13 protein-coding genes and 1 other annotated feature are annotated in these 14,215 nt (G+C 40.0%); of the genes, 5 read left to right on the top strand and 8 right to left on the bottom strand.

The window, feature by feature from the left end:
• Positions 1-58: 58 nt before the first annotated feature.
• Positions 59-1,264, bottom strand: coding sequence for an MFS transporter (locus tag AC0VYO_RS04730; RefSeq protein ID WP_430243666.1), 1,206 nt, complete (start codon positions 1,262-1,264; stop codon positions 59-61).
• 217 nt (positions 1,265-1,481) lie between these two features.
• Entirely contained in the window at positions 1,482-1,904 is a 423-nt protein-coding gene (locus tag AC0VYO_RS04725) for a flavoprotein (protein WP_475368508.1), read from the bottom strand.
• Positions 1,905-2,049: 145 nt separating this feature from the next.
• On the opposite strand from AC0VYO_RS04725, the gene AC0VYO_RS04720 reads away from it, so the two are divergent.
• Complete coding sequence (locus tag AC0VYO_RS04720; RefSeq protein ID WP_430243669.1) at positions 2,050-3,624, top strand: peptide chain release factor 3; 1,575 nt, start codon at positions 2,050-2,052, stop codon at positions 3,622-3,624.
• A gap of 41 nt (positions 3,625-3,665) precedes the next feature.
• On the opposite strand, the gene AC0VYO_RS04715 is transcribed toward AC0VYO_RS04720, so the two are convergent.
• A complete protein-coding gene (locus AC0VYO_RS04715; protein ID WP_475368507.1) occupies positions 3,666-3,974 on the bottom strand; it encodes a winged helix-turn-helix transcriptional regulator in 309 nt (102 codons plus the stop codon).
• Between the two features lie 145 nt (positions 3,975-4,119).
• Here AC0VYO_RS04715 and AC0VYO_RS04710 point away from each other — a divergent pair, with 145 nt between their 5' ends.
• Entirely contained in the window at positions 4,120-4,941 is an 822-nt protein-coding gene (locus AC0VYO_RS04710) for an STAS domain-containing protein (protein ID WP_430243673.1), read from the top strand.
• A gap of 85 nt (positions 4,942-5,026) precedes the next feature.
• Here AC0VYO_RS04710 and AC0VYO_RS04705 read toward each other — a convergent pair whose 3' ends face one another.
• Complete coding sequence (locus AC0VYO_RS04705) at positions 5,027-5,725, bottom strand: Type 1 glutamine amidotransferase-like domain-containing protein (protein WP_475368506.1); 699 nt, start codon at positions 5,723-5,725, stop codon at positions 5,027-5,029.
• A gap of 122 nt (positions 5,726-5,847) precedes the next feature.
• The gene (locus AC0VYO_RS04700) at positions 5,848-7,365 is read right to left on the bottom strand and encodes a BCCT family transporter (RefSeq protein WP_475368505.1); all 1,518 of its coding nucleotides are present in this window, start codon (positions 7,363-7,365) and stop codon (positions 5,848-5,850) included.
• Between the two features lie 377 nt (positions 7,366-7,742).
• On the opposite strand from AC0VYO_RS04700, the gene AC0VYO_RS04695 reads away from it, so the two are divergent.
• Both AC0VYO_RS04695 and AC0VYO_RS04690 read left to right on the top strand, forming a co-directional pair.
• Positions 7,743-7,946: a hypothetical protein gene (locus AC0VYO_RS04695; protein ID WP_430243679.1), complete on the top strand. Its 204-nt coding sequence runs from the start codon at positions 7,743-7,745 to the stop codon at positions 7,944-7,946.
• Between the two features lie 6 nt (positions 7,947-7,952).
• Entirely contained in the window at positions 7,953-8,585 is a 633-nt protein-coding gene (locus AC0VYO_RS04690; RefSeq protein WP_475369040.1) for an STAS domain-containing protein, read from the top strand.
• Positions 8,586-8,794: 209 nt separating this feature from the next.
• Here AC0VYO_RS04690 and AC0VYO_RS04685 read toward each other — a convergent pair whose 3' ends face one another.
• Both AC0VYO_RS04685 and AC0VYO_RS04680 read right to left on the bottom strand, forming a co-directional pair.
• A complete protein-coding gene (locus tag AC0VYO_RS04685; RefSeq protein ID WP_475368504.1) occupies positions 8,795-11,221 on the bottom strand; it encodes an EAL domain-containing protein in 2,427 nt (808 codons plus the stop codon).
• Positions 11,222-11,307: 86 nt separating this feature from the next.
• On the bottom strand, positions 11,308-12,306 hold the full coding sequence (locus tag AC0VYO_RS04680) for a tryptophan--tRNA ligase (RefSeq protein ID WP_475368503.1): 999 nt from the start codon (positions 12,304-12,306) through the stop codon (positions 11,308-11,310).
• Positions 12,307-12,352: 46 nt separating this feature from the next.
• Positions 12,353-12,599: a binding site (T-box leader), on the bottom strand.
• A 161-nt stretch (positions 12,600-12,760) separates the two neighbouring features.
• Between AC0VYO_RS04680 and desB the strand changes: the two genes are divergently transcribed.
• On the top strand, positions 12,761-13,813 hold the full coding sequence (gene desB, locus AC0VYO_RS04675; RefSeq protein WP_475368502.1) for a Delta(10) desaturase DesB: 1,053 nt from the start codon (positions 12,761-12,763) through the stop codon (positions 13,811-13,813).
• Positions 13,814-13,943: 130 nt separating this feature from the next.
• Here desB and AC0VYO_RS04670 read toward each other — a convergent pair whose 3' ends face one another.
• The gene (locus AC0VYO_RS04670) at positions 13,944-14,039 is read right to left on the bottom strand and encodes a YjcZ family sporulation protein (RefSeq protein WP_142329528.1); all 96 of its coding nucleotides are present in this window, start codon (positions 14,037-14,039) and stop codon (positions 13,944-13,946) included.
• Positions 14,040-14,215 lie beyond the last annotated feature (176 nt).

The raw sequence follows: 14,215 nt of genomic DNA, 5'->3' as shown, positions 1-14,215 counted from the left end.
ATTTTTTAGACGCTAAATAGATAGGTTTGAATACTAAAGAACTTTCTACATCATTCCCCTATGCTTTTCTCTCCATAGCTCGTAGCCATCCCGTAAGCGCAACCGCTCCGACAACCATAATGCCGCCAATCCACGGAGTGTGAATCAGACCAATGGAATCAACGATGATGCCACCTACAAATGAGCCAATCGCTATACCAACGTTAAACGCAGCGATATTAAGCGCGGATGCCACGTTAACGGCAGATGGTACATATTTTTCAGCAAGATTCACTACAAGTACTTGCAAACCAGGAACATTCATAAAGGCAAACAAACCCATGAAGAAAATCGAAATTATTCCAGCCACTTTAAATGGAAGGGCAAATGTCATGATAAAGAGAATGATTGCTTGCATCACGAACATCCAAAACAGTGCTTTTAATGGGTTCTTATCCGACGCTTTCCCACCAATGACATTTCCAATCGCTACGGCAACACCATAAACTAGTAAAATCACACTAACAAATTTCGCGCTAAGTCCTGTTACATCTTCAAGTAGCGGAGCTAAATACGTAAAGGCAACGAACGTACCACCGTAACCTAGTGCTGTAATCGCAAATGCTAAGAGTAATTTTCCATTCGTTAAGATCTTCACCTGTTCACTAAATTTCGCTGGCGGTGCTTCTTTTAAATCCTTCGGTACGAGAATCGCACTTGCGATAATCCCAATCACACCAAGAAGAGCGACACCAAGGAACGTTGCTCTCCACCCAAACGCTTGGCCAATGAATGTACCAAGCGGAACACCGGTTACGGTTGCAACGGTTAATCCTGTAAACATAAAGGCAATCGCACTTGCCCGCTTATTTTCTGGAACGAGATCTGCTGCAATCGTTGAACCGATTGAGAAGAAAATCCCGTGTGAAAATGCTGTAATAAACCGTGCAACGAGTAGTAAACCGAAGGATGTGGATATTCCCGCTACAAGGTTACCAATGATAAAAACGACCATTAATGACATGAGGAGTGTCTTCCGATTTATTTTTCCAGTTAAAGCAGTTAGAACGGGAGCACCAATTGCTACTCCAATGGCGTAACCTGAAATCAATAAGCCAGCAAGTGTAATCGAAATCGATAAGTCATCTGCAATAGAAGAAAGAAGGCCAACAGGAACAAATTCGGTTGTTCCAATTCCAAATGCACTAATCGCGAGCGCTAAAAGGGCTAGAGTACCACTAGATTTTTCTTTCGAGTGTGACATTGTATGTGTTTGAGAACTCATAAAGCGAATTCCTCCTTGAAATTTTTTAAGTGCCGAGTAGAAAGACGTCTTTTCTCTCAGCTGTACAACTGATTATGCAACCTTCCAAGTCTTTATGTAAGTACGCACTTTGGTGTAATATAGGTACCTGCAAGTGCCTAATGAGTCATAACAAGCTCTCTACACAAAAAAGCTCCTGATAAACGGATCCGTTTATCAGGAGCTTCAAATGTATTAACTATTTTTCTTCCGTCTGAAACGCTGCGATGTGTTCAATCGGAACCCCAGCTTCAATGTAACTTCTCACAAGCTTCCAATTCCCTTGTACCCCTTTTCGAAAAGTATCAAAAAAGACACTCCCAGTTTCACTTTGTTTGCCATCTACCTCAATAGAAGCAAAAATAATCGCAAGCATTTCATTTCGTCGAATTGGAGTGACAGCGAGCTTCTTTAGTACCCACTTCGTTCTGTCTTTTTGAAAAGCCGAAAAAGCTTGATCCCAGCCTTGAATCGACTCCTCATACCCAAAATCATATAGCTCAGATTGGCTTGAGATTTCTCTCGCCTCATACGTATCGCTTATTTTATACTTTATTTCATCTAACGAAGAGTTCCGCCAGCTTGATAGGAAATCATCTAAAAATCCTTCAAATCCACTCATATCGCTCATTCCCCTTTCGCTATTCATTTCGATCTATTTTCATCGAATCCTTTCTCACTATTTTCGTACCCTTCACGCAATAGGAACAACCGTAAGAATATGTTATATTACATAAGAAGTGATATTGAAAGGACTAATTGACATAATGAGTAACCATAAAGAATTACAAGAAGAAATAAAGAAGAGACGGACCTTTGCGATCATCTCTCACCCCGATGCTGGTAAAACGACTTTGACTGAAAAACTTTTGTTCCTTGGCGGTCAGATCCGTTCAACAGGAACAGTTAAATCACGAAAATCATCCAAGTACGCGACGTCTGACTGGATGGAAATCGAGAAACAGCGTGGTATATCTGTTACATCGAGTGTTATGAACTTTAACTACAAGGGACACACGATTAATATTCTGGATACACCAGGACACGAAGACTTCAGTGAAGATACGTATCGTACGCTTCTAGCCGTTGACAGCGTTGTAATGATTATCGATGCTGCAAAAGGTGTTGAGTCTCAAACAAAGAAACTTTTTAAAGTTGTTAGTGAGCATGGTATTCCAATTTTCACGTTCATAAACAAAATGGATCGTCAGGGCCGTGAGCCTTTAGAGCTACTTGAAGAAATTGAAGAAGTTCTTGGCATCGAATCTTACCCTATGAACTGGCCAATCGGTATTGGTCAATCGTTCCAGGGCGTTTACGATCGTCATCAGAAAGCCGTTGAATTCTACGATACAGAAGGCGACAATAAACAGGCGATCCAAATCTCAGATTTAGATGATCCCGTCCTTAAAGAAAAAGCTGGCGAAGATCTTGTTAATCAACTTCAAGAAGACGTCATGCTACTTGATGAAGCAGGTGCAACTTATAGTGAAGAAGCATTGCAATCAGGGAAGCAGACACCAGTTTTCTTCGGAAGTGCGATTTCAAGCTTCGGTGTTCCAACATTCTTAAATCACTTTCTTGATCTTGCTCCTTCCCCAGCTCCTCGCGAGAGCTCTGAAGGCGAAGTAAAGCCCGATGAAGAAACATTCTCAGGCTTTATCTTTAAAATCCAGGCGAACATGAACCCTGCTCACCGTGACCGCGTTGCGTTTTTACGAATTGTATCGGGTACTTTTGAAAAAGGAATGGAAGCATGGCTTGAGCGCACAGGTAAAAGTTTGAAGCTCTCTCAAGGCCAACTTTTCTTTGCCTCCTCCCGAGGTAATGTTGAAAAAGCGTACCCTGGAGATATTGTCGGTCTTTATGATTCAGGAACATATCAAATTGGCGACACGCTCGTAGGCTCTAAAAACGTTTATTCGTTCGGAGCTTTACCAACATTCCCACCTGAGCATTTCGCGAAAGTACGGGCACAAAAAGCGATGAAGCAAAAGCACTTCTACAAAGGTGTGCAACAGCTTTCTGAAGAAGGTGCCATTCAAGTTTATCGGACCGCACACTGGGACGAAATTGTTATTGGCGTTGTCGGACGTCTCCAATTTGAGATTTTTGAATACCGCATGAAAGGTGAGTACAATGTTGATATTCAATTCGATACAATGCCTCACCAGCATGCACGTTGGATTGAAACAGATAATCCGGAAGACAAGGTAGATAGCATTCGTAATATGCTTGTCTATGATCAGCTAAAGCGCCCGGTTCTTCTGTTCCAAAACGACTTTGCTCTAAGATGGTTCCAGGATAAAAATCCCGATATTCCATTAAGAGAATCAAGATAAACCATAATATCCAAAAAGGAGCGTGCATCTGCACGCTCCTTTTAGTTTGCAATCGTTTCTTCTGAACGAGTGCGATGAATCTTTCCCCACTTCTCCATTTCGTGAAGCAGTGGTTCAAGCTCATACCCATATGATGTCAAAGAGTACTCTACCTTGGGAGGGACATCTTTTGATTCTTTACGATTAAGTAGCCCATCCATTTCAAGCTCTTTCAAATGTTTAATAAGCGTTTGATGAGGTATGCGCGGAATCACCTTTTTGATCTCACTAAATCTAAGAGGCTTCTCCACTAATTCTAGCAGCAAAACGGCTTTCCACTTCCCACAGACAACATCAAGTGTCGTTTTCATATCTTCTACAGACCTGTTCAAATTTAAGCTGCACCTCCAGGTATATAGTAATATACTTCTTCACAAAACAGTGCATTGTAGTAAGATAAGCATATATTAAATTTATTTTACCACAAGTAGACCGTAATGCTAGAAGGGAGTTTCTATGTCCGAACAATTTTCTCACTCTATCCATCGCCTAGGACAATCTATTCTACAAAACATAGATGATATCACAGCCAACACTAGACATTTAATTGATATGAACACTCAAGTACAGAGCCTACCAGGTGAGTCATATACTTTCACTGAACAAATTCTAGTTTCACTAGGTGAGTCCATTGAAGCAGGAGAAATTTCTTATCCCTCTGAAGATCTCCAAAGATTTGAAGAGGAAGAAAACTTCCCTGCTTATTTAGATACGATCTTAATGAGCATTACAGCGATGAAAAAGTCGTTACTGACTTATATGGAAGATCACCAACATACATTTTCTTTAACAGTGTCTGACGTTATTACTATATCGAAATTAATAGATCCCTTGATTGATCATTCCATTAACCTTTTTACCGAAAGCTACCTTGATAAGAAAACTCGTAGCCTTCAGAAACAGTATATTCAAGACGATGCACTAACTGTCCCAATCATTAAAATCTCTTCTAAAGTAGCCATTTGTCCGATCATTGGTGAAATAGATGAAAAACGCGCGAATCTCATTCTTGAACGCACGTTAATGGAATCAAGTGCGAAGAAAATCCGCTCTCTGATTCTTGATTTATCAGGCGTAGCCACACTAGATACGATGATGACCCAGCATCTCTTTAAAATCGTTGATTCTCTTGAAGTGATGGGTGTTGAAATTATTGTGACAGGTGTAAGTTCTGATGTCGCTATAGGTGTAGTATCACTTGGACTTGATTTGCAATCTCTTACAATCAAGCAGAACCTAGAAGGTGCATTAAAGTCTTTAGGAATGTTGGAGGGTTAAGCTCCCGACTGTAAAAAAAGAATTCAGAAAAGCCCCATCTCACGCAAAGAGATGGGGCTTTTCTGAGAATCATTTCCTTGTTTTATCATTGTCCGTCTGCACCAAGGTATATGGTTTCAATCTTTTCTTCAGTTGACTCATTTTTATTAACCTTATATGCACTCGCTTCTTTTCTTGAACTGACAGCTACTTTAAGTGATTGGTCAATAAAATGAGCGGCTACTCCATCATCAAGGGCGATTCCTGGTTGCATTTGCGCATTATTAATCATTTGATGATAGGCAGGTTTTCGTTCTTCTTCTCCATCAAAGTGGGGACAGCAACTCCCCTTTAAAAACCCAAGACACTTCAGTGACTCGAGCTTATCTCCATAAGAATCCGTGAGTCCTTCTTCAAACCAACAGATTGCCCCTGCACTAATTCCAGCTAAAATGACGCCTTCCTCCCAGGCTTTCTTCAATGTATGATCTAAGCCCCATTCTTTCCAGAGCACCATTAGGTTTTTGGTATTTCCACCACCAACGTATATTATGTCTTGATTTAATAGAAATTTTTCAATATTTGCACCCGGATTAAATAGAGACAAATGAGAAGGAATACAGAGCTGATTTTCAAAGAAGGCATAGAATTTCGCTATGTATCCTTCCGCATCACCGCTTGCTGTTGGTATAAAACATATCTTAGGTTTCGTACACTTTGCTTGATTAAGAATGTATGCATCTAAGAGTGGGTTATCCTGTTCCATCGAAAAACCGCCGCCTCCCATGGCTATAATTTGCTTCACGTTTCCCTCTTCCTTTCTATACGAACAATCTGACTTACTGTGTTCCTAATTCCCGATCCAATGACTTGATCCCTGCAAAAAAAAGCTGTGCACCCTCATCAGGTACACAGCTCTTCATCCAATTACACTGCTTTTTGTTGCATCTTTTCTCGTTTTCTCTTTGATAATACTTCCTTGCTTGCTGCCTTAAAGAAGGAATACCCCATGAGGAGAACGACGATGGAAAATGGCAATGCCGCAAGAATAAGCATGTTTTGCAATCCTTGTGTTCCACCGAAGTACACAATAATGGCAGCCATACTGGAAAGAGTTAAACCCCAGACAATCTTAATCATCGCGGATGGGTTTAATGAACCCGTCGTACTGAGCATTCCTAATACAAACGTTGCTGAATCAGCTGATGTAATAAAGAAAATGGCAATCACGAAAATCGTGATAAAGGACATTAGCGTGCCAAGAGGATACTCTTGTAAAACCGCAAATGTTGCCGTCTCAATCGAATAATCCGAAATCGTTGCAATTCCACTCTGCTGAAGATCGAGCGCTGAGACTCCAAACACCGCAAAGAAAATAAAACAGACAATAGATGGAACAAATAAACCCCCAAGCATAAACTCTTTTATCGTTCGACCTCTTGAAATTCTTGCAATAAATATCCCCACAAATGGAGACCAAGAAATCCACCATGCCCAGTAGAAAATCGTCCAGCTATCGACCCAAGAACGTTGATCATTGTTGATCGGCTCAATGTGAAAACTCATATCGAAAAAGTTTGAGATATAACCGCCTAAGGAGCCCGTAAACATGTTCATAATGTAGAGCGTTGGCCCTACAATAAGGAGGAGAATCATAAGCGCAAATCCAAGTATCATATTAATGTTACTCAAATATTTGATTCCTCTTTTTAATCCCGACCATGCAGAGGCAATAAATAGTGCTGTTGAAATAACGAGAATAAGCAACTGTACAGAGAAGTTTGCTGGTGTGTTAAACAAGAATTTAAGACCCTGATTAATTTGGGCAGATCCGAATCCTAGTGTAGCTGCAACGCCTACTACCGTTGCGACAACAGCAAGAGTATCGATCATATACCCTAGCGTCCCCTGCATCCTCTTTTCTCCAAACAAAGGGGTTAACGTAGCGCTAATCAATCCAGGATATCCTTTATGAAACTTAAAATAAGCTAGCACGAGAGCAACGAGCGCGTAGACAGCCCATGCGTGTACACCCCAGTGAAAAAAAGAAAACTGTAGAGATTCCTCAATAGCTCGTTCTGTTCCTAATTCACCACTCGGGCTGCTTTTGAAGGCGTGAGAAATTGGTTCTGCGGTTGTCCAAAACACCATGCCCATTCCCATTCCTGCACTAAACAACATAGCAAACCAAGTTGGCAAGCTGAACTCTGGCTTGTCGTCTTTTCCACCAAGCTTAATGTCTTTAAATCTAGAGAAAATCAAATAAATACAGAAGATTAGAATAGCCACAACAATCAGAAGATAGTACCATCCAAATCGACTAGATATGTAAGTAGTTGCGGTAGATGTTACCTCCTGTAAATGCTCAGGCAAAATCGCTCCCCACAAAACAACGAGCAAACATACAATGAGACTATACCAAAAAACTAATGTAGCATTTTTCATTAACTCACCTCTCGTACTGATATTTTCTATGTAAAAATCCCTATCCTACTAGAAAACTAAACGCTTTACCATTATTGATCGAAACATTTAAAAAGGAGAATGAGACAATCCACACTTTTATCTATCTATTTAGGGTAGTGTCTTTTCTGCAGTTTCAATGTCCCAATTTTACTGATACCCTAATCATCAAAATCTAATCCAGAAATTGTGAAATGAATGAAAATTTATTTCATAACTTCTCTTCTTACTCCTCTACCGTTAGTAATCATTCGACTTCCAATCATATTTCATAGTGATTTTTCTATCTATCAGCTTAATGATAAGATAGTATAGAAATATAAGATTTGTTTAGATGAATTAGAAACGAGGTGTATGATATGATTCATTCTAATATCCCTACCTATACTTCCATTGAAGATGCATCTCAAGATGTCTTAGAGGTTATTAGTAAATTCGTAGGCGTAAATACATTTTTTGTAGCCAAAAACGATAAGACAGATGTAGATATTATTTCTTCATTCAATCGTGATGAAATTATCCTGGAGTCAGGTTTTGAAACCTTATATCGCGATTCCTACTGACAATTCATCGTAAAAGGCGGTCGTGAACCCCTTATTATTGATGATTTGGCAGCCCATGATTCAACAAAAAATATGGAAGTTACCAAAAATCTCGGTGGTGGCTCATTAATTGGTGTACCTATTTATTATCGTAACGGTGATAACTACGGTACTTTATGTGGACTTGATCTTAAACCATTTCATTACAATGAAGATCACGTTGATTTATTTAAAGCGATGGCTAACCTTCTTGGAAATGTCCTTGAATTAGAAAGGGCAAATACTGAGATCGAATCACTATCTGTGCCTATTGTTCCCATTTCAGAAGAAGTAGCCATTCTTCCGATCATTGGAGACGTTAATGAAATTCGAACAGAACGATTAATGGAACGTGCTCTCGCTGAAAGTGCAAAGAACAACCTTGATTATCTCATTTTCGATTTATCAGGACTTGTTAATATTCACAGCCAAAGTGCGACCAATCTTCTTAAAATAGGAGATTCTCTTAAACTTGTTGGAGTTCAAATGATCGTAACAGGTATTCGTCCGGATCTAGCTATAAAAGCGGTTCAAGCCTCAAGTGACTTTGACCAAATTGTTGTAAAATCAAATCTTCAACAGGCTTTGCATTGGATCGGATACAGCTTAATTAAAAAATAAAAAACAAAGACTGCCAGTTGGTAGTCTTTGTTTTTTATGTTGAATTTCTTGAATAAGAAACTTCTTCTATCGTTGTAAACATCCTGCTGCATACATTTTGGACATGTTCGAATGACTCTTCATTATTATAAAACCCATATCAAAAGAATTGAAAACCAATCGCCTGAACCAAGAATCGAGAATCCACAGCATAAGCTAAAATAAAACGATTAAGCTGGTGATGGTTCCAAGTTCAAATAAGTATCTTCAATTTGTTGAGGGGGAACCGGCTTGCTGTAGTAATAGCCTTGAATACTATCACACCCTTTTGATGATAGAAAATCAGCTTGTTCAATCGTTTCTACCCCTTCTGCAATGACGTGTAGTTTTAATTGCTTGCTCATGGCAATAATCGCACTCGTAATTTGGTCGGACTTCACATTTTGTGTTAACTCATCAATAAAGGATTTATCAATTTTCACCTGATTGATCGAAAAGTCTTTGAGATAGCTTAACGAACTATGACCTGTACCAAAGTCATCAATAGAAATACTCACCCCGAGTTCTCTAAGAGAAGTAATCATCCACGATGAGCGAGTAGAGTTTTCCATTGTCATACTCTCTGTCACCTCAAGCTCTAACAATGCTGGATCAAGAGAATACTTGGTTAGCGTTTCTTTAATCGTTGTAATTAGTTCATCACTCTGAAATTGCTTAGCAGAAAGATTCACTGAAACACGAAGAGGATAACCGCTCTCACACCATTTCTTCGCCTGTTCACAAGCCATATCAAGCACTTGACGGCCGAGTTCAACGATAAGACCTGTCTCTTCCGCTAGTGAAATGAAATCGCCTGGGTAGCGGAGTTCTTCCTTTCCTGCTTTCCAGCGAACGAGGGCTTCAACTCCTGACAGTGAACCATCAGTGCATTTCACCTGAGGTTGATAATGTAGAATAAATTCTTTGTTGATAAGTCCCGCTCGAAGCGAACTTTCTTCTATTAATCTCAATTCACTTTTTTGTCCCATGGATGCCGAGTAGAATTGATATTTCTTGCGATTACGTCCTTTTGCAGAATACATCGCAATATCGGCATGCTTCATCAATGATTCAACGTTTGTTCCGTCACCAGGTGCTGCTGCTATGCCAATACTTACCGAAGTGGACAGCTCGTGGCTACTAACCTGAAATGGCTTCTCAAATGCTTCAATAATTTGATTCGCAAGCTCATCAGGATAAATGTGCTTAAATCCGTCGAGGACAATCACAAATTCATCCCCTCCAAGGCGTGCGAGAAAACCAAATGGGTCCACGCATTCTTGCAGACGCACGGAAACTGCGCATAGAAAAAGATCACCTGTGTTATGACCAAGAGCATCATTAATAACTTTAAAACGATCAAGATCGAGCATCATAACAGCAAGATCTGCTGGTTCATCTACTTTCCTAAGGCAGTTCTCTAGGTATTCAACAAATGAGCGACGATTTGGTAATGACGTTAAGGCATCAAAATAAGCCATTTGATGGTTTTTTTGCTCTGCTGCTCTTTGCTTCGTTATATCTTTTGTAATAGCATAGATCCGATCAAGACGATCATTTAAATAAATGGGAACGAACGTCACATTTAAATCGTTTATCCCTCCGTCAAACGTAAAGACCTTCGTATTGAAACTGACAGCCTGCCTTGTGTCATGCACCGAAAGAAAATAGTGACTCACTCTCTCTAATTCTTCACTTTCGAAAAAATCCATTGGATTTACATGACTTAATTCATCTTTTTTCACACGGAATAGTTTTTCACCTGCCGGATTGAGCGAACGGATTTTTCCATCTACTGTCAAAGTGAGGATCGCATCAATGCTATATGTAAGCAGTGATCGTAAACGATAGTCATTACCCTTCATCTCAATTGACTGCTTAATCAATTTCCGTTCAGTCACAACACCAAAAATCAAAATCGTTTGAACGCACAACGTACCGACGGCAATAGCAATGGAAAGAGCGGACGTGTCTAATCCTTCTACAACTGGTTGATGATGTACTTTAGACATATAGAAGGTCGCAGCTTCAAGTCCAACGTAATGCATCCCCGCAATAGCAATTCCCATGATTCCCGCACTGCCTATCTTTAGTAAAATTAAGTGACGGTATTTTTGGGATCTAGAAAGGGTAAAGGCTAGTTTTAGCGCTGTAAATGAAGCACACATAGCGATAAGTGTTGAAAGAACGAGCAACCAATCATTGTAAACGATCTCAACATTTTCCATCGCTTCCATACCTATATAATGCATAGCGATAATAGCCCCAGACATAAAGATCGTTCCAACAACTAACCTTTTAATCGTTAGCTCCTTCCCTCCAACTGCGACAAGAGCAATGAAAGATCCAAAGAAAGACGCGCAAATAGATAGAGCAACAAGGGGAACATCATAGGTCATTGGCATCGACATTGAAAAAGCAAGCATGCCGATAAAGTGCATCGACCATATTCCAACTCCCATTGCGCCAGCCCCACCAATGACCCATACCCATTTGCGAATCCCTTTCGAATAAGAAACTCTACCTGCGAGATCTAGCGCACTATATGAAGCAAAGACCGCGATGACTACTGACAGTAAGACGATCCACCAATTATATTCTCCTATCATTTCAATCATAGTGTTGTGCCTCCGAAGTTATCATAAGAAATCTATATATGATCTTTATCGGCATATAGGAACAATACGTTAAGTTTTCTAGCTTGCTATCGTCGAATGCCTAGCTTGCTTTTCACATCTTTCAAGAACGGCTGCGCTTTAGCTCTTGCTTTCCTTGCTCCCTCTTCAAGAATTTGGTCAAGCTCATCTCTATGAGCCATATAGTAACGGTACTTCTCTCGAGGTTCAGCTAAGAAATCATCCATAACATGAAAAAGTTCTTTTTTCGCTTCTCCCCATCCGATCCCTTCTTTGAATTTTTTCCTCATTTCAATCGTTTCGGCATCACTAGCAAATTCCTTATAAAGTGCAAATACCGTTGATGTATCCGGATCCTTTGGTTCTGTTGGGTCAGAAGAATCCGTTGTAATACGATTAACTAACTTTTTAAGCTTATCTGGCTCTTCAAACAATGAAATCGTATTGTGATAGCTTTTACTCATTTTCCTACCATCAAGCCCAGGAAGTACGGACGTGTTTTTATCGACAATATAGCTTGGCAACGTGAACGTTTCTCCAAATTGAAAATTAAAAGCAGCGGCTATATCCCTTGCGATTTCCACATGCTGAATCTGGTCTTTGCCTACAGGGACGAAATCGGTTTGAAACATTAGAATATCAGACGCCATTAAAATGGGATAAGTGAATAACCCCATATTCACCCCTTCATCCTCTTCGCGATCTCCCTCACGATTTTTCTCCACAATTGCTTTGTAGGCATGCGCCCGATTCATTAATCCTTTAGGGCTAAAACAAGCCAAAATCCACGATAATTCAAAGATTTCTGGTACATCCGATTGACGATAGAGAATCACCTTTGTTGGATCAAGTCCAAGTGCAAGCCACGTAGCTGCAATCCCGTACGATAATTCTTCCATCTGCTGCTGATCTCGAATTTTCGTCAATCCGTGGTAATCTGCGACAAAATAAACAGGGTCAAGTTCCTCATTCATCGCTTGTTTTAAAGCTGGTTTAATCGCTCCAATGTAATTGCCTAAATGAACTCTTCCAGTCGGCTTAATACCTGTTAAGATCGTCTTTTTCATATGTCCCTCCATCATTTTAGACAACACAAAAAGCCCCTCATCCTCTAAAAAGGACGAGAGACCCGTGGTGCCACCTTTATTCGTTTACAAACGTAAACGCGCTTACCCCTTACAGAATGAAACCTATTTCAATAAGGTGTCTCTTGTATCGGTAAGACGTTCCGCCGAATCCTACTTTACTGTTCAGTTCGGTAGCTCAGAAGCCCATTCATCTGTTGCGCACACTGGTTTTCACCTACCACCAGCTCTCTAAAGTGCCGCTCAAGACTACTCTTCTTCTTCATTGCCTATTTTTTTTCTTATTCTATCGTGACGCTTATTTGAAATCAATACATTTCCTGATTTTCATTTGAATATTTCTTCTTACTCAGGTACATGATTGACTTATATGCTTATTTCTTCACTTAAATAACAGTTGCTCTATAGCATTCTCGCATTTCGAAAGGAGATTATGATGAACGATCTACACTCATTCAGCTGGTATGCTGCTCGGATTAAGAAACACCTTCCACCTGAAGCTTTTAAGCCTGTTCCAGTACGACTCTTCGGGGGATTTACATATCTCGTCATCACATTGACCTGTTTCTTAATCATTGCCTCCAATCCTTTACCTACCCTCATAGCACTTGTCTTTTCATTTATGATAGGCGCTTGCTTTGCCGGACTTGGTTTTCTTGGCCATGAAATTCTACATGGAACAGTTGTAAGAAATGCCTTGCTACGTGATATTCTAGGCGCGATTGCGTTTTGGCCATTAAGTACTGGCCCAAAACTTTGGAGAAAATGGCACAACCTAAATCACCATGTACATACTCAGCATGATGCTAATGATCCAGATGCATGGCCAACCCTAGAACGTATTTCGAGAATGAAAATGTTCAAATGGATTTACGGACTCCCGTTATTTATCCGTTCGTTCTTTGCTTTTATTTCATTAACGGTTCAATTTACCGCCCATTCGATTAAAATGTTTTTTACTTATGTAAAAGAATTTGCGCCAAAAAAGCAACGTGACGTTTTTCTACAAATGATTTTGCCCTGGGTAACATGGATCAGTCTTATCTTCGTGATCGGAATAAGGAATTGGATATTTGCTTATTTCATTCCACTTCTCATCGCAAACTTTATCGTAATGGCTTATATCTCAACAAATCACAGATTAAATCCATTAACACCTATCAATGATCCGCTTGCGAACAGTCTCACCGTTACAGTACCAAAAATAGTGGACATCCTACATTTCAACTTCTCGTATCACACAGAGCATCATCTGTTTCCAGGGATGAATCCGAAATATTATCCACTTGTGAAAGAGCATATTAAAACAATGTGGCCAGAACGATACCACGAGATGCCAATGACAAGAGCCCTAATCACTCTCTGGCATACGCCTCGAGTTTATCATGAACAGACAAATTTAATTGATCCCAGAACGAGTGAGACATACGGTTCATTAGGTAACAAGCTATACCCAAAATCCATACTCCAAAAAAAGACAACAGATTGAAGGAGCTTGTTCAATCTTTCTATACAAGAAAAGGCTGATTTAAAGGTAATCAGCCTTCTTGCGCATTTATTATTCAACCCGTGCTCCTTCAACAGGAATTCCCTGCTGAATACAGCTTATGTTCCGAGAATTAGTAGCCTCCTCCAACAAAAGCTGCACCTACGATGATAAGGAGAATAAACAGCACTACAATTAGAGCAAACCCACTGCCGTAACCGTATCCCATGGAGTATGACCTCCTTTCCATCTTGGATTACTTCATACTATGCAGCTTCCTATTGAATGGATGGGCATTCGTTTAGTTTTATCGTTACTTTTCTAACCATATTGTTAAGCATAAGGCAGTTGCCTACAAGAAAGAATGCTAATCGAACAAGAATTTCGAAGCAACGTTTACCAATG

Source organism: Anaerobacillus sp. 63XJN7_4_ISO-PGPR-S23-413 (genome assembly GCF_056173725.1).
The sequence above is the reverse complement of the archived record's forward strand: the minus strand, read 5'-3'. Positions and strand labels throughout refer to the sequence as shown.